Below are 21,514 nucleotides of genomic sequence, written 5' to 3'. Positions count from 1 at the left end.
GGGAAACGCTGTTAATCAGCCTTTCAGAGCGCCTTCACAGATATCGCTTCGCCCGCCATTTTCTTACGCAGGGTACGCTTGGTACGGTCAATGACTTCACCGGCTAACTGACCGCAGGCGGCATCAATATCATCACCACGGGTTTTACGCACAATGGTGGTAAAACCGTAGTCCATCAGCACCTTAGAAAAGCGGTCGATACGGCTGTTAGAGCTCCGGCCATAAGGCGCACCCGGGAAGGGGTTCCATGGGATCAGGTTGATTTTACAGGGCGTTTCTTTCAGCAATGCTGCCAGTTCATGCGCATCATCCGTGCTGTCGTTAACATGATCCAGCAACACATACTCGATGGTGACACGTCCCTGGTTTGCATTGGATTTACCAATGTAGCGTTTAACCGCGGCCAGGAAAGTTTCAATATTGTACTTCTTGTTAATGGGTACGATGTCGTCGCGCAGTTTGTCGTTTGGCGCATGCAGCGAAATCGCCAACGCAACGTCAATCATGTCACCCAGCTTGTCGAGGGCCGGAACCACGCCCGAGGTCGACAAGGTGACACGGCGTTTTGACAAACCAAAACCGAAGTCATCCAGCATGATTTCCATAGCCGGGACGACATTATTCAGGTTAAGCAACGGCTCGCCCATGCCCATCATCACCACGTTGGTGATAGGACGCTGGCCGGTGACTTTGGCGGCACCGACAATTTTTGCCGCACGCCAGACCTGGCCAATAATTTCTGATACGCGCAGATTGCGGTTAAAGCCTTGCTGTGCCGTCGAGCAGAATTTACATTCCAGTGCGCAACCCACCTGAGATGACACGCACAAGGTCGCACGCTCACCTTCCGGGATATAAACCGTTTCAACCAGCTGATCGCCTACGCGAATAGCCCATTTAATGGTGCCATCCGTTGAGCGCATCTCTTCGGCCACTTCCGGGGCGCGAATTTCGGTGAGTTCCATCAAGCGGTTACGCAGCTTCTTGTTAATGTCGGTCATCTGCTCGAAATCATCGCAGCAGTAGTGGTAAATCCACTTCATCACCTGATCGGCACGGAACGGTTTTTCACCGAGCGAGACAAAAAATTCACGCATCTGCTGACGGTTAAGATCCAGCAGGTTGATTTTTTGGCTCTTCGGAGAGACGGAAATAGGCGAGGTGGACGCGGACGTCACAATCTGTTCGGACATAATGTTCTCTGGCCTCGTTGTTACACGTTATGGCGCTGTTGGGAAAAGAAAAAAATTACGCCTTCACTAAGCTGACTCAATGAAGGCGCAATATTGTACAACATCTGCTGCCTGATAACAGGTGAGACTTGCCTGTGTTCAGCAGATTTTTGTAAAGCCGCGTACGCGTCAGCCGCTAAGGGATTAACGCGTGCGTGGGCAGATTTCGTTTTCGCCGAAGAAGTAGGCAATTTCACGGGCTGCTGATTCTGCAGAATCTGAACCGTGAGTGGCGTTCTCGGTGAAGCTGTCAGCATAGTCAGCACGCAGTGTACCGGCCAGTGCGTTAGCAGGGTTAGTTGCACCCATCAGGTCACGGTGACGCTGAACGGCATTTTCACCTTCCAGCACGGAAACCACAACCGGGCCAGACGTCATGAATTCAACCAGACCGTCGAAGAACGGCTTGCCCTGGTGCTCTGCGTAGAAACCTTCAGCCTGCTCTTTGCTCAGCTGCAGCATTTTTGCGCCAACGATTTTGAAGCCTGCGCTTTCAAAACGGTTGTAGATAGCACCGATCACGTTTTTCGCGACGGCGTTTGGCTTGATGATAGAAAAAGTACGTTCGATTGCCATGATGACCTCTGTCTTGACGTTCTGAAGAAACCGGAGGCGCGCCCCGGCTAAGAAACGGCGCCGATTATAGGGGTTGAGTGTGACGTTGCCTATCACAGAACCCATAATTTATTGAAAAATCTTGATCTGCGTCTGTGCGGACAGCTTTCCACTGTGATTTAGCGCAAAAAACACTCAATCGCGGGAGAAGCCGACGGAGGCGAGTTGACCGGCTTCATCCATCACCACCAGCTGATAATCGCCAGCCCGGTCGAGGCGCAGCGACAGCGTGCCGTTCTGACTTTCCGTCTCAAGCGGCTCGCCATTTAAAAACCACCAGCGCTGAACGCCCTGACCACCCTGCACTGCCACCGGCATCACCAGCGTCGTAGTACCCGGCAGCGGCTGAACGCGCTGTCCTTCGATAACGCCGGTGACAATCAGCGGCGCGCTGCTGCCCTGCTGCAAAGGCGGACACCGGGTGTCGATAGCCGGTAAACGCTGCGCCCGACGCTCCTGCGGCGGCAGCCAGGCCTCCAGCGGCAGCGGCCACACCAGGCGTTCATGGCTGATAGCATGCGGACAATCCGCCGCAACCCGCAAACCCTGTTCGTTCTGCCAGTAGTGCAGGCGTAAGCCGCTCAGGCTTTCCTGCCCCGGCGCGAGTAAGGTGGGCGGTAGCGTCTCATTTAACACCCAGCTCTGCCGCCGCTGTCGACAGTTCTCATCCCCGGCAGGCAATGGCTGACCGCCAGGCCAACAGATGCTGGCCACGCTGACCGACGCTGGACGCGGATCGGTGGGCATTTCCTGAGCGGCTACGCGGTTCATCAGTACGCTGTTAATTTGATTCATGACAGGCACGGCAGACGCGAAGCCAAATTGGCCGGCCACCGGAGTGGCATCCGGTCGTCCAACCCAGACACCGATTAAATAACGAGGATTTATCCCCACCGCCCACGCATCGCGGTAGCCATAGCTGGTGCCGGTTTTCCACGCCAGCGGTACGACAGCAGGCGCGCTGCCATTGCCAGCAGGCTGGGCCTCTCCCGCCAGAATACGGCGGATAATCCAGGCGGCCCCCGGCGACAGCAGCGGGCGCGCCTGTAAAGGTTGATCGGCCATCCAGCGCAGTTGAGCGGCGTTGCCATGACGGGCAAAGGCACTATAGGCCGCGACGATATCATCCATGCGCGCCCCTGTGCCGCCCAGTATCAAGGAGAGGTTTGGCTCCGCCCCCGGAGGGAAACGTAAATTCAGCCCCACGTTGCGCAGACGTGCGGCGACATTTTTGGGGCCAAGCGCCTCCAGCAGTTGAACGGCGGGCAGGTTTAGCGATCGTACTAATGCCTCGCTGGCACTGACCGGGCCATGAAAACCGGTATCGAAGTTGCCTGGGCGGTAATCGCCAAAGCGGCGCGGGACATCCTGCAGTAAGGACTCGGCATGAATGAGCCCATCGTCCAGCGCCATGCCATAGACAAAGGGTTTTAATACCGAGCCTGGCGAACGCACGCTGGCAATCATATCGACATGACCAAACCGGCTGTCATCACTAAAGTCTACGGAGCCGACATAACCCCGTACCGCCATTGTCGTGTGATCCACCACCAGCATCGCCAGCGAGGTCCGTGGGGGGAGCTGGTTTTTAACATTCAGCGCCATGTTTTCCAGCTCACGCTGCAGGGACGGGTCCAGCGTCGAGACAATTTTATCGTGCGTGGTCATCGACAGCAGTCGTCGCGCCAGCAACGGCGCCATCTGCGGCATCTGGCGCGGCGGAAGCCAGACCGGCTCCTCGCGGATTTCGGCGACCTGGCGGGGCGACCAGACATGATACTGTGCCAGCCTGTCCAGCACCTTGTTACGTGCGGCTTCCGCCCGCTCTGGCCAGCGATCGGGGCGCAGACGACTGGGCGCCTGCGGTAATACGGCCATCAGGGCCGCTTCGCCTCGTGTCAGCTGCGACGGGGCTTTTCCCAGCCAGCTCCAGCTTGCCGCCCCAATCCCTTCCAGCGTGCCACCAAAGGGCGCGCGATTGAGATAAAGCGTTAAGATGTCGCGTTTAGAAAGATGCCACTCCAGTTGCAGGGCGCGCCATGCCTGAATCAGTTTGCCGCGCAGTGTTCGCGGTTGCGGGTCAATAAGTCGTGCCACCTGCATGGTTAAGGTGCTACCGCCCGAAATGACGCTGCGATGACGCAGATCCTGCCAGGCTGCGCGAAGCAGGGCCAGGGGATTAATGCCGGGATGATACCAGAACCAGCGATCTTCATAGGTCAGCAACGCCTGTAAATAGGCAGGCGAGACGTCACTGGGGGTGACGGGATAGCGCCAGATGCCCTGGCTGTCGGCGAAGCGCCACAGTGGCGTGCCATCCTCGGCGACCACCACGCGTGCGGGCTGCACCTCTTTGAGGGGCAAGGGGAATAACCGATCCAGAGTCAGCGGGATAAACAGCAAGGCCAGAATAAAAAGCGGCAGGGCTACCCACCGCTTTTTGATGTGCCTGTTTTTGATCACAACCCGGCCCGGCTACGGTTGTACATGCAGCTGTTGCGGCGTAGCGCCAATCGCCCGCCACTCAGGTACGTACATCGATTCCACCTGCGGTGGCGGCATGTGGTAGAGGCCCGGCGTCACCGCGCGCGCCAGATACATCAAGGTGGCAGGACGATAAGTATCCACTGCCAGCGCGGCAACGAAGCGATCGTCACGGAACTCAATATGCCGGATGTTGGCCTGCTGCATATCCATCATGCTCTCTTTTAACGCATCCGCACTGTCACCCAGGCTGGCACTGCTGTCTGCCAGATTCTGGTTTTCCAGCTCCAGTCCGGCCGGTAACAGATCCACGACCAGCGCATCGCTGATGCGGCGTTTCGCGGCTACGGTAAGACGGACCACCAGCAATTCACCGCTGCGCAGATTATTGAGATCCGCCAGTTTACCGTCCAGGGTGAAGTACTCTCGCTTAACGGACAGCATATGGCTGACCGGATTCGGCGGCGTCAGCGGATAACCGACCACATTCAGGCTGCCATACAGCGGTGCCGTGCCAGGATTGCTCACCTCAACGCCTTGCGCCAGTTGTTGATTATCCAGCCCTTTATTCACAGGCCCACTGCTGCTTACGGGCGGTTGATGACCCTGTAATATCGCCTGCCAGTCCTTACCCTGTGCGGTTTGCAGCGTGCGCGCCGCCAGGTAAAGCGCATTGTTCTCCTGGGTGGAGAGCCAGCGCTTCCCGTTCAGCTCTTTTGACAGTGACAGCAGCAGGCTGTTTTGCAGTTCCGGCTGCAGCTGATATTCCGCTAACAGGGCGATCATCATCCCCTCATCGCGCACCGTGCTGCCATAGTCGCCAAACCAGCTGCTTTCAGGTCGTGACAGCGTGGCGCCCTGCATCACAGCCAGCGGCGAACGCTGCCCATCCCCCATCAGCTTCAGCGCTACACCCAACTGCATCAGCGCCAGCCCCGATTTGGCCTTGTCACGTTTTTCGTAAAGCGCACGCAACGCGCCCAGTGGCGCACGCTGCTGACGCGCCAGCACCAGGCCGGCATAAGCCTGAACGCTGAAACGCAATGCATCGGTGTCGGCACTGCCACCGGCGGTGATTTGTGAAGGGTCCTGTAAATAACGCAGCAGCCGTGCGTTAGCCCGATCAATCACGTCAGGGGGCAAGGCATAGCCCGCTTCGCTGGCGCGCAGTAAAAAGTCGGTAACATAAGGTGTAAGCCAGAACTCCTCTTCACTCTGCTTACTCCACAACCCAAAACTGCCGTCAGCACGCTGCATCCCGGCCAGACGGGCGATGCCGGTGTCAACGGCGGCCCGACGAACGTCATCACTGCTGGTTTTTATCCCCATAGCGCTGAGCTGCGCCTGACTGGTATAGAGCGACGGCCAAAGACCGCTGGTGGTCTGCTCCAGACAGCCATAGGGATAGGCATAAAGCGCACTGATGTAGCTGGCGATATTTAAAGGCGGACGATTACTCAGAGTCAGTTGTCCACTCAGGGTTTCTGCATCCAGACCCGCAAATGCCGCCGCCGTGACCTGCCAGGGGCTATCGTGGTCAATGACAGCGGCAAAATTGAGCGTTTGCGCAGGATAAGGCGGCCTTACGCCAATCTTCCACGTCTGCTGACTGGGCCGCACCGTCTCACCGGGCAGGTTCAGTCCTGAAATCTGCACCTGCACTTCGCCGTCACCAAACCCGGTTTTCGCCGTCACGGGCACCTGCAAGGTGGTCCTTTCGCCTTTTGCCAGCGTCACGTTTTGTGTGGCCGCGCCCGACAGCCCTATCAGACCTTTGGCAGTCAAATCTACCTTCAGGGTTTGCGGCAGGTCCGTCAGGTTGGTGATATCCAGTGCCAGTGACGCGCTGTCCCCGCTGGCCAGAAAACGCGGCGTGGCCAGTTCGCTGACCAGCGGGGCAGCCACCACCAGTTTGCGTTCTGCTGCGCCAAAGCTGTCATCGCTCCAGACCTGCGTCATCAGCCGCAGTTCACCGTTAAAGGCCGGAATGGGCAGTGTCACTGAGCCCTTGCCGTTTTTATCCAGCGTAACGGCCTGAAGTTGCTGTGCCACGATATTGACATGGGTGACCGGTTTTTTACCGCCGCGCGTCATGGATTCGTCTTCACCGTCTCCGCCAAAGCGCAGAGCGGCCAGCCGTCCACCGCCTTCAATCAGTTGACCAAACACATCGTACTGATCGACGTTATAACGCTTGCGACCGAAAAAAGCCGTCCAGGGATCTGGCGTTTTATAATCCGTCACGCTTAATACACCGCTGTCTACCGCTGACAGCAGGACGTGCACCTTGTCAGGCAGCGGGCCGCCTTCACGGCTGGCCTGAACGTTCACCGTCAGGTTCTGCTCAGGACGGACCTTATCGGGTGCGTCCAGCGTCAGCGTTAAACGTCGCGCCTCGGTCGCCATCGGCAGATGTAACAGTCCGACCGCCCGTTTCGGCGTTGCGCCGCTGGCCTTGTCCCCTTCCCGAACCACAATGGCACTGAAATAGAGATCGTGACGCTGCCAGTTGTCCGCGATCGGCACGTCCACCTGCGTTCCACCCTGCGGCACCGTTAAGGGTTGCCACCAGAGCGTCCCGCTACTGGATTCCACCATCAGATAGCCTTTCCCGGCCGTGGGCGATTCGACCTGCAAATGGACGGTTTCACCCGGCTGATACGCGGCTTTATCCAGCTTCAGCTTGACCTGGTCCGGACGCAGTGCGCCTGTACCATTGGTATTATCCTGCCAGTCATAGCCCGCCTGAAAACGCACGCTGCTAATGATTTTTTCACCCGACTGGACTTCAAGCCGGTAGCTGCCCCACTCAACCGGGAAGCTGACCTTCGTGCTGCCGTCAGCGGGAATGCTGACAGATTGCTCATCTTCCTGCAGGTCTTTGGCATCGTAACGTGACTGCCAGCCTTCGCTGTCAGAGAAACTCCAGTAGTAATCACGCCGTTCACGAATCAAACGCACATCAAGCTTTTCTGCCGCCAGCTTAGCGCCCTGACTGTTGGCATAAACAATATCGAATTCTGCCAGGCTGTTTTCTGGCACGGTCGGCTCATCGTGATAGCTGTCATTGCGGTAATCGTAAACCGATTTATTGCCAAACAGTGGACGAATGCCGGGCAACGCGTCCGCGGGCCAGATGGCCTGAGTAGCACGTCGGGTGACCGGGCGACCGCCGGTTTCCAGCAGGCTGGCCTGCAGTATCAGGTTCAGCGGTGAGTGAAGCTGATCCCACTGATTATCCACGGTCAGTTGCGCCTTGCCGTTGGCGTCAAGCTTAAGATCGACATCGTCCAGACTGCGCTTCAGGCCCTGTTCGGTGATGTCACCAAACTGGTAGCCCGGCAGCGCAGCAACCGCCTCACGGGCCGGACGCAGATAGAGCTGTCCCTGCAGCTGATTCCCTGCCGCAGGCGCGCCATACAGATAACGCCCCTCAATGTCGAACGTAATATCGGCATCCGCTGGCTGGGGTTGTTCATCGTTTTTCAGCGTTAATGCCATGCGCTCAGGCAGAAAATCCTCAACGCGGAAATGCCACTGCCGCAGCTGGTTATCACCGGTATTCAGCCGCAGCATCCAGCCGCCGGTCATCGCCGAAGCCGGTAAAGCAAACCGCTGCTGATAGAAACCGTCCTGCGGCTGCCAGACCACCGTGCGCACTACCTCGCCGTCAGGCTGTACCAGTTCTGCTTTAACCGGTTGGGCCGGTAAAGGCTTGCCGTCAGCATCGCGCAGCAGCGCATTGACGATCACCGTTTCGCCAGGCCGATAAATGTCTCGTGGGCCGAAGACGAAGAGCTGTTTGTCATAGCCTTCGGGCCCCGCTACGGGGAATTCGGCTAAATCCAGAGCCGGACGTGCCAGGTCGATCAGCGAGGTTTGCTCGCCCTTCATGGCCAGCAGGAACGTGCCTTTTTCATCTGCATTAAGGCGCAAATGACCGCTGCTGTCGCTGGTGCCGTTTTGCAGCACCTGACCTTTATCATTCAACAGCCTGATACTGACGCCGGAAAGCGGTGCGCCGTTTTCCAGACTCTGTGCGAAGAGTTCAAACTGGGTGGGAAAGCGGTGCAGCGACAGGCCGATATCGCTCAGGGTAAACAGCGTCGCAGGCATGCTGTAGTGATAAGTGCCCGCCTGCTTCATCACCGCCAGATAAACCCCTGGCTGCTGAAGCGGCTTAATGTCTTTCAGCGGCAACTGCAGTTTTTCCCGCGTGTTACGGGCCGGGTTGAGTTCAAAGCGGCCGGTATACACCAGTTGGCTGGTTTTCAGCAGTTCCTGAGATTGCCAGGTAGACAGGTTGTTGCCGTAATTCCACTGGGATAGGAATTCCGCCAGGCCCGCATTTTTGATTCGGAAAAAATCCACATCCACCTGGTCCACGTTCAACGCCAGTACCGGCAGCCCCTGAGCGATACGCAATGGCAACAGGGAGCCTCGGCTGGCAAAGCCCACCATCGGCTCAATGTCACGGGTAGTGATTTTTTTGCTGTAGGCCGTTGCCAGCGTCTCACCGCTGGCGGCGCGCAAGCCCGAATCGACGGTCACGGTGAACTGACGAGAGGGTTCAGGATGGCGAAAACGCAGGGCTTTACGATTGCTGGAAAGCTCCCAACCACCATCGACTTTGCCGTGTTTATCGTCGATCAACCTGACCTTTTGCGCCAGATCCTGCTTGTCATCCAGCGGCTGATTAAAGGTTAAAACCAACGCCGCCGCGCCATCAAGCTGTAATTCAGAGAGATCGATAATGGTGAGCGGTTTGCTGGCCTGCGCGCTGGCTGCAGGGGTTTCTGCACTGACGGGAAAAACAGGTAAGGTGGCGACAGACAGCAGCGATCCACCGATCAGCATGCTGAACAGCAGCCGGTTAATGCGTTTTTTCATGGTAAATCCTTCACCGGGTCCCAGGGGAATTGTTGTATAACGCTGGGCAATTTCACATCAATGCTCGCATTTAATCAACGCTTCTCTTGAGATGGTGTGCACATTACCCGACACTGGCATGACAGATTGCTGAGATGAGGTTGTTATGACGACGCCACTGTTTGTGTCCGCCGACTGGTTACAAGAACACTACAACGATGAAACGCTGCAGGTACTGGACGCACGTATGCTGCCGCCAGGCATGGATGCGGTTCGCAATATCCAGGCTGAATACCTGGCGGGGCATTTGCCCCACGCACCTTTCTTTAATATTGAAGCACTTTCCGATCACACCAGCCCTTATCCGCATATGCTCCCGCGCGCTGAAAGTTTTGCCGTGGCCATGCGCGAGCTGGGTGTGAACAGTGATAAACATCTGATTGTTTATGATGAGGGCAACCTGTTTTCTGCGCCCCGCGCCTGGTGGATGCTACGCGCATTTGGTGTGGCGCAGGTTTCCATTCTGGCAGGCGGTTTACAAGGCTGGAAAGCCGCAGGCTTGACGCTGGCGGAGGGCGAAGTGAGCCTGCCTGAAGGTGAATTTGACACAGAGTTTGATGACGGCCTGGTGAAACGCCTGACTGACGTGCTGCTGATTAGCCATGAAGGTGGTGCGCAAATTGTGGATGCGCGCGCGGCTAACCGCTTCAATGCCGAGGTAGATGAACCGCGTCCCGGTTTACATCGCGGGCACATTCCCAACAGTTTGAATCTGCCGTGGAACCTGCTGGTTGAACAGGGACAACTGAAGCCGGCATCCGAACTGCGCGCCCTGTTTGCCGAAGCAGGCGTGGATATTCATCAACCCATTGTCGCCACCTGTGGCTCAGGCGTGACCGCAGTCGTGTTGATTCTGGCGCTGACGTCGCTGGGTGTCCGGGATGTCTCGCTCTATGACGGTTCCTGGGGCGAATGGGGCAGCCGGGACGATTTGCCGATTGCGAAATAAGGAAACGCGCGGCCAGAGCGGCCGCGCGCGTTGTCAGATAATACGCTGACCGCCTTTGAACTCGCGCAGGAAGCTTCCCCAGCGGCGTTCATAAAAGGGCGTAATGTGGGCGGTAAAAAAGTGGCTAATGCCGCGCTCTTCTGCCGTGACCTCGCAGATATCAATGGGTGCATCATCCAGTAATGTGTCGCTGGCAACGCTGCCGGCGGCCTGAATAATCGTCTCAATATCGCTGTCGGCTTCAATTCCAATCAGCAAGTTAGCCTGCTCATCAGCATGTTCTCGGATGCTGGCAACAAAGGCGCGTTTCACCTGCTTATATTTGCTAAACAGCTGGGTCAGGGAGTCGATCATCTGAGCGGGCGGCTCTGCCACTTCTGACAGCAACAGCGACTGTCCCCCTTCCAGCACGCTTTGCTGCGTGAGTGCACTGCCTTCTTCGCCCAGCAGATGGCTGATTTCCGCGGCGGAGAACTCTTTGCCGGTAGGCAGTTTTGGATTGAGAAACAGGGTTTCGCCGCGCGTCATTTCAAACAGGGTGCGCACGGGTAAACGTAAATACGCCTGTTCGTCATCGACGGCGTCGCTCATTGCCTGTTCGGAAGTAAAAAACGGAATGACGCTGCTGCCATCCTCTTTCTCCCAGTGCTGGAGATCGACTGGCGTGCTGGCATCCAACTGCTGGCTGGTACTTTCGCCGGGGACCCAGACATCGGCTTCCAGCAACAGCTGGAAAAATTCAGGCCGGTGCGCAGGCTCGGTCGCTGCCAGCTTCAGTACCTCTTCAAGACGGTTCATAGTTTACTTCTACCTTCAGAAAGCGGTGGCCAGGCCACCGCTGGATTGCGCTTATTTCAGTAACAGGTTGGCGAGGGTCCGCACTCCAAGACCGGTTGCACCGGCAGCCCACTGATCCACCGCGCTTTTGCGGTAAGTTGCTGAGCAGTCAATGTGTAACCAGCCCTGCTGATAGTTGCTGACGAAGTACGACAGGAACGCGGCAGCGCTGCTGGCACCCGCCGAGTGCGCCGGGCTGGCGATGTTGTTCAGATCGGCAAAGTTCGACGGCAGATGGTTGCGATGGAATTCTGCCAGCGGCAGACGCCAGAAAGGTTCGTTTTCGCTGACTGCGCTGCCCATCACCGACTGCGCCAGATTATCGTCAAAGGTAAAGAGTGCGTGATAATCGTTACCCACCGCCGTTTTCGCTGCACCGGTCAGGGTTGCCGCATCGATCAGAAGCGTCGGGTTCTGCTCGCTGGCATCAATCAGACCATCAGCCAGCACCAGGCGGCCTTCAGCGTCGGTGTTCATCACTTCCACTGACTTGCCGTTGCGGTAACGAATAATGTCGCCCAGCTTAAAGGCGTTGCTGCTGACCATGTTATCCGCGCAGCAGAGGTAGAGCTTAACGCGCTTATTCAGGCCGCGAGAGATTGCCATAGCCAGTGCACCGGTCACGGTGGCTGCGCCGCCCATGTCTGACTTCATCGAGTCCATGCCAGCGCTCGGTTTCAGGCTGTAGCCGCCGGTATCAAAGGTAATGCCTTTGCCCACCAGACACGCGTAAACGGGAGCTTCGCTGTCGCCGGTTGGGTTGAAATCCAGCGCTAAAAAGACCGGCGGACGGTTGGAGCCGCGACCGACGGTGTGCAGGCCCATATAGCCTTGTTCACGTAAATCGTCGCCTTTGGTGATGCGATAGCTGACGGCTTCACCACCCAGTTCACTGAGTAAGTCGATAGCGCTGTGCGCCAGTGTTTCCGGGCCCAGATCGTCTGCAGGTAAATTGATGGTATCGCGCACCCAGCCCACGATCTTACGGCGGCGATCAAACTCCGCCTGCTCGTGTTCACCCAGTTGCGGCCAGTCCACCTGGTTTTTACCTTTTGGACCTCGATAGCCCTGCCAGAACGCCCAGCACTGCTCCAGGTGCCAGCCTTCACCCGCCAGCGCCACATGACGAATGCCCTGTCCATCCAGTTTACGGGCGGCCCGCTGGATGGTCATCAATGCATCCGCATCACGCAGGTGCAGCGTCATGCCGTTTTCGTTGCTGCTTAACAGCGCTTTTTCGCCCCAGCGCGCATCGGCGGGCTGGCTGCTGAGAGTAATCTTCATGGGTTGTGTATTCATTGTAGGGCTCCGTATTCGTTATTCGTTTCATCCAGCCTGTTTTTGCGACGGCTTTTAATTCAGATGTTACGCTGCACGCCGCAGACGTTGTCGGCGCACAGTTTGTCAGCCTCGGCTGGCAAATGCATTATGACTTCATGAGTTCGCGCAGCCGGGTAACAGACTTCTGCACCAGCGCGATGGCATAGTCGATCTCTTCTTCAGTGGTAAAGCGTCCCAACGAGAAGCGAAGCGAACTGTGTGCCAGCTCTTCGTTCAGGCCAAGCGCGCGCAGGACATAGGAAGGTTCCAGACTGGCAGAGGTACAGGCCGATCCAGACGACAGCGCGAGATCTTTCAACGCCATGATCAACGACTCACCTTCAACGTCAGCAAAACTCACGTTAAGAATGTTGGCGCAACTGTGCTGCAAATCGCCGTTTACACTCACGCCACCTGTCTGACGAAGTCCCTGCCAGAGCCGGTCACGCAGTGCAGCCAGGCGCGCCATCTCTTCTTCGCGGACTTCACGGGCAATGCGATAGGCTTCACCCATACCGACAATCTGGTGCACAGGCAAGGTGCCCGAACGCATATTACGCTCATGACCGCCGCCGTGGATTTGTGCATCGATTTGGATACGCGGTTTACGGCGCACATACAGCGCGCCGATGCCTTTGGGACCATAAACTTTATGGGCGGAAAAAGACATCAGATCGACAGGGAGTTCGCTGAGATCAATCGGGAGTTTACCCACGCTCTGGGTCGCATCAACATGAAACAGGATGCCCTGTTCGCGACAAAGCGCGCCCAGCGCGGCAATATCCTGAATCACGCCGATTTCATTGTTCACGTGCATGATCGACACCAGAACCGTGTCGTCACGCAGCGCCGCGCGCAGATCCTCAACAGCGATCAGGCCGTTCGCGGCGGGCGTCAACCAGGTGATGTCAAACCCTTCTCGTTCGAGTTGCAGGCAAGTATCAATCACCGCTTTATGTTCGGTTATGCTGGTGACAATGTGCTTGCCACGCGCCTGATTGAAATGGGCGGCACCTTTAATCGCAAGATTATCGGATTCGGTCGCACCGGAGGTAAACACAATTTCACGCGGGTCAGCATTGACCAGCTCTGCAACCTGATTACGCGCAACGTCCACCGCTTCTTCTGCTTGCCAGCCGAAACGGTGTGAACGGGAGGCCGGGTTACCAAACGTGCCATCCAGCGTCAGGAATTGCATCATTTTGCTGGCCACACGCGGATCGGCCGGCGTGGTGGCGGCATAATCCAGGTAAATCGGTAATTTCATTGCGCTACAGCTCCGTATAGAAAATCATACGTATTTATAGCAGATTCAGCCCCTACCGCGTTAGCAGTAAGGGCCGGAGAAGCGGAGGATTACGAGGCGCGAAGATTAACGTTGATTTCCTGAGCACGGGAGTTCTGGAAACGGCGGTTGTCGTTGGCATTTTGGCGATCGGCCACGTCCAGGATTTCCTGATTATTCACCAGCTCGGCCAGCGTAATGTTGTTCAGGAACTCACTGATGCGCACGCTCAGATCGCGCCATAAGACGTGAGTCAGGCAGCGTTCGCCGCCCTGGCAGCCTTCTTTACCCTGGCACTTGGTCGCGTCCACGGACTCATCCACGGCAGTGATCACTTCACCTACCGCAATCGCATTGGCTTCTTTACCTAACAGATAGCCGCCACCCGGGCCACGAACGCTTGCGACCAGGCCATGCTTGCGTAAACGCGAGAATAACTGCTCCAGATAGGAGAGCGAAATGCCCTGGCGTTCAGAGATATCAGCCAGTGGAACCGGGCCCTGGTGAGAATGCAGGGCAACGTCCAGCATAGCGGTAACAGCATAACGTCCTTTGGATGTCAGTCTCATAGCATACAACCTCAATAGCGTCCGGTTATCGGAGGATTAGCGAAGATGACAGCAAGTCTGACATTCCCGAGTAATTTGGTCAACTATTTAACCAAGTAAATTACTCAAGTATTTAACCTGGTAATTTACTCAACTATTATTCGCTGTCCGGCTTCGTCTTTTTGCGCTTCTCAAAAGATGAGAGCATACCGCGCAAAATATTCAGCTCATCGCGTTCAGGACGGGCGCGCGTATACAGACGACGCAGTTTGCTCATCACCTGACCGGGGTTGGCTTCGCGGATAAACCCGCTTTCCAGCATCATGTTTTCCATATGCTGATAGAAGCGCTCCAGATCGTCCACCAGCGGATAAGGTGAAGCGTCGTACTGCGGTTTTGGACTCTGCTTCTCTTGCGCCTGCAGCCAGGCCATGCGCACTTCATAAGCAATAATCTGCACGGCCATCGCCAGGTTGAGCGAGCTGTATTCTGGATTGGCCTGGATCGCCACGTGATAGTGGCACTTTTGCAGTTCCTCGTTGGTCAAGCCAACACGTTCACGGCCAAACACCAGCGCGACGGGTGCCTGCTGCCCTTCTTCAATGCTTTTAACACCGCATTCGCGGGCGTCCAGCATCGGCCAGGGCAAAGAGCGGGAACGTGCGCTGGTGCCCACCACCAGGCTGCACCCGGCAATGGCCTCATCCAGCGAGTCAACAATCTTCGCCTCGCCAATCACGTCACTGGCACCCGCAGCCAGAGAGATAGCCTGAGAATCAGGCTTCACCAGTGGGTTGACCAAATAGAGGTTCGTTAACCCCATGGTTTTCATGGCGCGCGCTACGGAGCCCATGTTGCCGGTATGAGAAGTTTCCACCAGCACGATACGAATATTTTGCAGCATAATTGGGATCGGTCAGAAAATGATGAGGCGTACTCTAACATAAAGCAGGACATTTACCGAACACCCTGCTATACTCCGCGCCGTTTTCCCCGTTCTTTAACATCCAGCGAGAGATACCGATGCATCCAATGCTCAACATTGCCGTGCGCGCAGCGCGCAAGGCCGGAAATTTAATTGCCAAGAATTATGAAACCCCGGACGCCGTCGAGGCCAGCCAGAAAGGCAGCAACGACTTCGTAACTAATGTTGACCGCGACGCAGAACGCCTGATTATCGAAGTCATTCGTAAATCCTACCCAAAACATACCATCATCACTGAAGAAAGCGGTGAGCTGGAGGGGGAAGATCAGGACATTCAATGGGTAATCGATCCGCTGGATGGCACCACCAACTTTATCAAACGTCTGCCTCACTTCGCCGTTTCTATTGCCGTCCGTATTAAAGGCCGTACAGAAGTGGCTGTCGTTTACGATCCAATGCGTAATGAACTGTTCAGCGCCGTGCGTGGACAGGGTACGCAACTTAATGGATACCGCCTGCGTGGCAGCATCGCTCGCGATCTGGACGGCACGATTCTTGCCACCGGTTTCCCCTTTAAGCTCAAGCAACACGCGCCAGCCTATATGAACATCCTGACGAAACTGTTTACCCAGTGTGCCGACTTCCGTCGCACGGGTTCTGCTGCGCTGGATCTGGCCTATGTTGCGGCAGGTCGGGTTGACGGTTATTTCGAAATTGGTCTGAAACCCTGGGATTTCGCCGCAGGTGAACTGCTGGTGCGTGAAGCTGGCGGGCTGATTACTGACTTCACAGGCAACCACGGCTACCTGCAATCAGGCAACATCGTTGCCGGTAATCCTCGCGTGGTGAAATCGCTGTTATCCGCGATGCGTGATGAGCTGAGCGAAGCGCTGAAGCGCTAAAAGAAAAGGCGGCACGTTAACGTGCCGCCTTTTTTATTGCCTGTCGGTTAGTGACGTTCGTGTGTGAGTACCTGAGCTGGCTGAGTACGACGACCCACCATTCCCATCACACCTGCCAGTACGGCTTCAATAATCAGGATAAAGAAGGCATACCAGCTGGCTTTGGCCGTTGCCTTGGCAGCCTGTTCACCCGCTTCGCGCGCTTTCTGCTCTGCCTGTTTTTTCAGTTCCTGATATTTCTGCATGGCCTGCTGATAGCTTTGTTCAGCCTGATTAACGATCTGTTCTGCTTCCTGATCGCTTTTTCCGGTCCGCGCTTTAATAATATTTTTTAACGCATCACGGTCGGCTGCCTGTAACGTATCCGAATGACGTTCAATGACGCCTTTAAACCAGTTGGTTAAATCTGTGTCGGCGGTTTGAGGATGGTTAGCGGTATTATTCGCCTGGTTCTCTGCATTCTGCGCTTCATTATTCGCATCCTGCTTCAGTTTTTCCGGCTGTAATTCAGGCTTACCCGTTTGACGCAGCGTAGTTTCCAGTTCTTTCTGCATATCGTTTAAATTAATATTGTTTTGCTGCAGTTTGTCTTTTGCCATTTGCGTAACAGATGGCGCAGCTGCTGAAATACCACTGCCTACCGCCTGAAAACCCGTGCCAAGAATATTCATGGCACCGCCTAATACGCTACTGGCAAGGCTGACCGCCAGGTAAATAGTTAAAACGGTGCTAATACCAAACATCAGCAGTCCGTGCAGCGCACCTTCACGCTGGGCCAGGCGTCCGGCGACGTAACCACCGGCAGCAATGGCGAGCAGCATTTCAATTGCCGTCCAGACTAACGCACCGGTTCCCAAATGTTTAAATGGATTATCTTCCTGCAAAGGATCAATGGTGGTAGCACCAATTGCCGTACCCAGCAAGGTTAATAATATGTGAATAATCAAAGCACAAATTACACCGGCAAAAATGGCACTCCATGAAATGCGTTTAAGGGGTAAACCTGCCGTTCCAGTTACCAGCGGATCGTGGTAACCATTATTAATACGGGTATCAGCCATGAGATATTTTCCTCGCAACACAGAAAAGCCGTGCCATGTTTATTTATTCCCAGGATGGGAAGTGGATTAGCTGTTAATAGCGTAGTCAGTGAAAACAACTTTCACCACTAAACCGTCAACAGAAAAATGAAAATAGCAGAGGAAAAGAAAAAGCGGAGAATTCACAGCGGAAATTGACTTCCGCTGCTATGGAAATTAAAACGGCCGGATTCCACCCGCCAGCCCGGGTTGGGCTGATTGCCAAAGTGCACAGCCCACAACAATTAATGTCAGGCTTCCCAGTAATGCCAGTACAGGCAGCAGGCTGCGCGCACCTTTACCCGCCTGGCTGTCAGCGCCAAGACGTTGCGCCAGAGCACGGGAACGCTGAACCAGTAAACCAATGGCAGAAATGGTCAGGGCGGTGCCCAGGGCCATGACGGCTGCAGAGAGCACGCCCCACAGATAAACGCCAATCACCTTGGAAAACAGCAGCATCATAACCGCGCCAGAGCAGGGCCGCAGTCCCATCGACACCACCACCAGCAGTTGGGTTTTGCCGTTAACTGCGCCAGCAACCTGCTGCGCACTCGGCAGATGTGCATGCCCGCAACCACAATGCTCATCATGTTGATGGTGAGGATGGATCGCATGAATTTTCATTGCCGACGGTGGACGCAGCAGCAACCAAAGCGTCTTGATTGCCCGGTAGCCAACCCAGATGCCTAAGGCAATAACCAGCAGGTAGCTGCCCTTCTCCAGCCAGAAACTGCTGAGATGCAGCTGGCGCGACGAGGTTTTCAGCACCACGAGCATCAGCGTGACCAGGATAATGGCGACCGAGCCCTGAAGCAGGGAGGCCAGCAACGTCAGCTTCATGCTGGTTTTTAATTTTGCCGGATGGGTTGCCAGGAAGGTAGTAATCACCACTTTACCGTGGCCCGGCCCTAATGCATGGAGCACGCCATAAATCAGGCTAAATGCCAGTAACGACAGTCCGGCATGATGGGGCTGCTCTGCAACCTGCTGCAGGAGCTGGGTCATCTGGCGATGCAACACTTTTTGCCAGAGAACACTTTGCAGGAGTATCTGCGGCCAGTGTAGCCAGATTGCCGCCCCCACCGTGCCAAGCGCTGCGGCAAATAGCGCCAGCGGCCACAGCCTTTTTTTGGGCCTCGTCGTAAGCGTTAGTGACATGTCAGGATTACCGTTTGCGCGAACTGCCTGCCTAAATCCATATCCTCTGGCGGCGCATCCGCCTTGTCGAGCGAGAGGGCATATTGTTTCAATGAATCGTCAGGCTTTGGCGTATGTAACGTAAATGAACAGCGTGACTGTAAAGCTGGCGGTACGCTTAGCGCCTCAGGTTTGTCGTAAAACATATCGACGAAGTAGGTGGGATCGAAGGTCAAAATCTCGAAGCGCTCATTGTTGAGTAAAGGCGGCTCGGCCAGCGGCAGGACAAACTCCAGTACCGCCTTGTTGCCGCTGCGTGACAGATTGTACTCTGTTGGTAAATTCAAGAACTTCACCCGCTGCTTGTTGTGCCAGATTTCAGAAAAGTAATGTTGTCCAAGCACGTTAGCCATCACTCCCGCAGCCAGCTTCTTCCATACCACCGTACCCGGTTTGGCATCACTCGCGTCATACAGCAAATCGGCAGACGTAATCTCATCCATGGTCCAGGTCATTTTCAGACCGGTGAAACGATCGTCCTTCGTGACCAGCTCGGTTTTCATATCGATAAAGCTATGGGGATGTGCCAGGACTGACGAACTTACCAGGCAGAGTAGTACGAAAAACATGCGTTTCATAATGTTATAAAGTAACTTTCCTGATGAAAAGGTTTCATAAGTAACAAAATTTTGTGACCCGCCTTAAACCTCTGAACAAAAAGTCGGGTAAACCGTTCACGGGTCCAGGTGGTTGACTATTCTTAGCTAAAAATAGCCTGCTGGATAATGATTGATGAGTTCTGCTACATCTTCAGCACCACTCTTCACCGGTTTACAGCGTCGCTGCCATCTGTTGTTACTGCTGTTTCTGCCTGCTCCCGCGCTGACGCTTAAAAGATTAAGCCTGCTAAACGGAGTGGATATCGCCACCGCGAGACAAGATATCGCGGAAGTCGGTGATGAGATACAGCGCTATCATCAACTGGAGCTTCACCAGATGGTGGATGGCAGCCTACGCATTCATGGTACAGAGCTGGATCGCCGAATTTGCTTAATACACAATTTGCGACGCAGCCTGCGACTGTCGCAGGCCTTTGTCTGCGAGCATTTTGCTGCCCCCTTACGTCAGCGCCTGAAACAGATGAAAATTGAAAAAGCGCTGTACGATGAAACCAACTTGCAGGCGCTAATTCAGCACTGCAGCCTGTGCCTTAATCGCCCGTTCAGCACACGCGATCAACTCTTTTTACAAATATTTATGAAATACGGTCTGTGCCAACGCCAGCCTGCCATCTTTACTGCCCAGCAGCAGGCATGGCTGGCAGCAAAGGCAGAACGTCAGGCCGCAACAGATGTTATCCATCACTGGCAAAAACGCTGCCATCTGTCGCCGGACGCCAGCGAGACTGATTTCTGGACGCTGCTCTTTAGCCTGCTCCACTCGCCTGATCCTGACTGCGTCACGCATTCCAGCGAACAGCGTCTGATGCGCGCCACTCAGCGACTGATTGATGACTTTGAGCATTATGCTGGCAACGCTTTTCATGAACGATCTGAACTGCAGCAGCAGTTATATACCCATTTAGCTCAGGCGCTGGATCGCACCTACTTTACTATTGGTATTGATGACAGTGTGGCACAAGACGTAACCAGGCTTTATCCGCGCCTGCTGCGCACGACACAGCAGGCGCTGGTCGCTTTTGAGCAGGAATATGAGATCTGTTTCGAAGCGGAAGAGGTTAGTCTGATCACCGTGATTTTAGGTGCCTGGCTCATGCAAAGTAGTGCGCTACAGGAAAAACAGGTGCTGCTGCTTACCGGTGACGATCCTGAGCTGGAACAGGATGTCGAGCAGCAGATCCGGGAGATCACCTTGCTGCCTGTCAATATTACTTACCAGCGCGTTGAGGATTTTCAGCGCGATGGCGCACCGCGCGAAGTCGATTTAATTATTTCGCCATATGTGACTTCGCTGCCGCTGTTCTCGCCCCCGCTGATTCACGCAGAACTGCCGCTGACAGAATACCATCAGCAACGCATTCGCTATTTGCTTGAATCGTAGCGCGGGCGCAGGAACAGTGCAGGCACGACAACCAGCGCCATGACCCAGAAGAGATGACCCTGCAGATGGGTAAAGAGGACGCCGCAAATCATGGTCATCACCGCAATACCGCCGCCCATCGCCAGCGCCGAATAGAGTGACTGCAAACGAATAACATCCGTTCCCTGACGTGAAGCGATGAAACGCATCGCGGCCAGATGGCAGACCGTAAAGCTGCCGCAGTGCAGAATTTGCGCCACGATCAGCAATGGCAAGGCGGTGCTGGCTCCCAGCAGGCTCCAGCGAATCAGCGCACAGAGGCCCGAGAGCAGCAGCAGATCGCGCGCGCGCCAGCGGGGAAACAGCCGGTGACTCAATGCAAATACCACAATTTCAGCCACCACGCCCAGCGACCATAAATAACCGACCACCGACGCGGAATAGCCGCTCTCCTGCCACCAGATTGCGCTGAAGCTGTAATAGGCGGCATGTGCGCCCTGTAATAACGTGACGCACACCATAAAGCGCCAGACCGCGTTTTCCTTTATCAGGTCACGCCAGGCCTGCCAGCCACCGCTTACCCCGCCCTGCCTTTCGCTGCCCTGAGGATGTGTCTGTGGCGTCAGCAACATGCCCGCCAGCATGCTGACCAGCCCCACTGACAGCAGCATGAGGATCGCCTGTGAAGAGAACGCACTCACCAGCATCCCGGTCAGCGCCGAGCTAATCACAAATGCCAGGGAACCCCACAGGCGCACGGGCCCATAGGCCAGACCAATCTGCTGTGTCCAGGTTGCAGCCAGGGCATCGCTTAACGGCACCAGCGGTGAGAAAAACAGGTTAAAACCGGTCATCACTAACAGCAGCCACATCCACTGTTGCCCGACCCAATAACCGACGGCAATAAAACAGGTCAGCAGCGCCAGCAGCCGTAACGCCGTAATCAGTTGTGCTGGATTTTTAACCTGGGAAGCAATAAACAAACTGCCAACAAAGCGCGCTACCATGCCGCATCCCAGTAACAAGCCAATTTGTTCAGGGTCCAGGCCGACACCTTTAAGCCAGACGCCCCAGAAAGGAAGATAAATACCGTAACAGAAAAAGTAGGTGAAGTAGCTTAATCCAAGCCACCTGGCGGAGCCGATTGCCATGTTCCCTCCAGCAGCGATGCTACCAGGCAATAATGAGTGGTCGTTACTTTGGCAGAGCCGGGTCGTGCAGGCAATAAAAAA

At 55.5% G+C, this 21,514-nt stretch carries 16 protein-coding genes; 3 read left to right on the top strand and 13 right to left on the bottom strand.

Annotation, left to right across the window (positions count from 1 at the left end; translation table 11 throughout):
• Nucleotides 1–23: 23 nt before the first annotated feature.
• The 4 genes from QNH99_RS06440 to QNH99_RS06425 form a co-directional block, all read right to left on the bottom strand.
• Nucleotides 24–1,193, bottom strand: coding sequence for a bifunctional tRNA (adenosine(37)-C2)-methyltransferase TrmG/ribosomal RNA large subunit methyltransferase RlmN (locus tag QNH99_RS06440; RefSeq protein ID WP_063880567.1), 1,170 nt, complete (start codon nt 1,191–1,193; stop codon nt 24–26).
• A 183-nt stretch (nt 1,194–1,376) separates the two neighbouring features.
• The gene (gene ndk / locus QNH99_RS06435) at nt 1,377–1,808 is read right to left on the bottom strand and encodes a nucleoside-diphosphate kinase (RefSeq protein WP_003848684.1); all 432 of its coding nucleotides are present in this window, start codon (nt 1,806–1,808) and stop codon (nt 1,377–1,379) included.
• Between the two features lie 174 nt (nt 1,809–1,982).
• Nucleotides 1,983–4,310, bottom strand: coding sequence for a peptidoglycan glycosyltransferase PbpC (gene pbpC / locus QNH99_RS06430; RefSeq protein WP_410517456.1), 2,328 nt, complete (start codon nt 4,308–4,310; stop codon nt 1,983–1,985).
• A 12-nt stretch (nt 4,311–4,322) separates the two neighbouring features.
• A complete protein-coding gene (locus tag QNH99_RS06425; protein ID WP_410517455.1) occupies nt 4,323–9,221 on the bottom strand; it encodes an alpha-2-macroglobulin family protein in 4,899 nt (1,632 codons plus the stop codon).
• 145 nt (nt 9,222–9,366) lie between these two features.
• Between QNH99_RS06425 and sseA the strand changes: the two genes are divergently transcribed.
• Nucleotides 9,367–10,209 carry a 3-mercaptopyruvate sulfurtransferase gene (gene sseA, locus QNH99_RS06420; RefSeq protein WP_410517454.1) on the top strand — a complete coding sequence of 281 codons (843 nt, stop codon included), beginning with the start codon at nt 9,367–9,369 and terminating at the stop codon, nt 10,207–10,209.
• A gap of 33 nt (nt 10,210–10,242) precedes the next feature.
• On the opposite strand, the gene sseB is transcribed toward sseA, so the two are convergent.
• The 5 genes from sseB to trmJ form a co-directional block, all read right to left on the bottom strand.
• Nucleotides 10,243–11,007: an enhanced serine sensitivity protein SseB gene (sseB, locus tag QNH99_RS06415; protein ID WP_410517453.1), complete on the bottom strand. Its 765-nt coding sequence runs from the start codon at nt 11,005–11,007 to the stop codon at nt 10,243–10,245.
• Between the two features lie 51 nt (nt 11,008–11,058).
• Nucleotides 11,059–12,345 (bottom strand): aminopeptidase PepB, encoded by a 1,287-nt coding sequence (pepB, locus tag QNH99_RS06410; protein WP_096012813.1) that lies wholly within the window; start codon nt 12,343–12,345, stop codon nt 11,059–11,061.
• Between the two features lie 127 nt (nt 12,346–12,472).
• Entirely contained in the window at nt 12,473–13,633 is a 1,161-nt protein-coding gene (locus QNH99_RS06405) for an IscS subfamily cysteine desulfurase (RefSeq protein ID WP_109717532.1), read from the bottom strand.
• Between the two features lie 89 nt (nt 13,634–13,722).
• Nucleotides 13,723–14,220, bottom strand: a complete 498-nt coding sequence (iscR, locus tag QNH99_RS06400; protein ID WP_063880574.1) for a Fe-S cluster assembly transcriptional regulator IscR — start codon at nt 14,218–14,220, stop codon at nt 13,723–13,725.
• Between the two features lie 136 nt (nt 14,221–14,356).
• Nucleotides 14,357–15,103: a tRNA (cytosine(32)/uridine(32)-2'-O)-methyltransferase TrmJ gene (trmJ, locus tag QNH99_RS06395; protein WP_063880575.1), complete on the bottom strand. Its 747-nt coding sequence runs from the start codon at nt 15,101–15,103 to the stop codon at nt 14,357–14,359.
• A gap of 119 nt (nt 15,104–15,222) precedes the next feature.
• Between trmJ and suhB the strand changes: the two genes are divergently transcribed.
• Nucleotides 15,223–16,026: an inositol-1-monophosphatase gene (suhB, locus tag QNH99_RS06390; RefSeq protein WP_063880576.1), complete on the top strand. Its 804-nt coding sequence runs from the start codon at nt 15,223–15,225 to the stop codon at nt 16,024–16,026.
• 47 nt (nt 16,027–16,073) lie between these two features.
• Here the strand turns inward: suhB and QNH99_RS06385 are convergent, their stop codons facing one another.
• The 3 genes from QNH99_RS06385 to QNH99_RS06375 form a co-directional block, all read right to left on the bottom strand.
• Entirely contained in the window at nt 16,074–17,087 is a 1,014-nt protein-coding gene (locus tag QNH99_RS06385; RefSeq protein WP_063880577.1) for a hypothetical protein, read from the bottom strand.
• 195 nt (nt 17,088–17,282) lie between these two features.
• Nucleotides 17,283–18,263 carry a nickel/cobalt transporter gene (locus QNH99_RS06380; RefSeq protein WP_063880578.1) on the bottom strand — a complete coding sequence of 327 codons (981 nt, stop codon included), beginning with the start codon at nt 18,261–18,263 and terminating at the stop codon, nt 17,283–17,285.
• Nucleotides 18,254–18,880 (bottom strand): DUF1007 family protein, encoded by a 627-nt coding sequence (locus QNH99_RS06375; protein WP_109717529.1) that lies wholly within the window; start codon nt 18,878–18,880, stop codon nt 18,254–18,256. The genes QNH99_RS06380 and QNH99_RS06375 overlap by 10 nt, the downstream gene beginning before the upstream one ends.
• 154 nt (nt 18,881–19,034) lie before the next feature.
• On the opposite strand from QNH99_RS06375, the gene csiE reads away from it, so the two are divergent.
• Nucleotides 19,035–20,303, top strand: a complete 1,269-nt coding sequence (gene csiE, locus QNH99_RS06370) for a stationary phase inducible protein CsiE (protein WP_109717528.1) — start codon at nt 19,035–19,037, stop codon at nt 20,301–20,303.
• On the opposite strand, the gene QNH99_RS06365 is transcribed toward csiE, so the two are convergent.
• Nucleotides 20,285–21,433, bottom strand: a complete 1,149-nt coding sequence (locus QNH99_RS06365) for a 3-phenylpropionate MFS transporter (RefSeq protein WP_063880581.1) — start codon at nt 21,431–21,433, stop codon at nt 20,285–20,287. The genes csiE and QNH99_RS06365 overlap by 19 nt on opposite strands.
• Nucleotides 21,434–21,514 lie beyond the last annotated feature (81 nt).

The organism is Pantoea allii (assembly GCF_046529425.1).
Classification (GTDB): domain Bacteria; phylum Pseudomonadota; class Gammaproteobacteria; order Enterobacterales; family Enterobacteriaceae; genus Pantoea; species Pantoea allii.
This window is presented reverse-complemented; position numbering and strand designations above follow the sequence as displayed.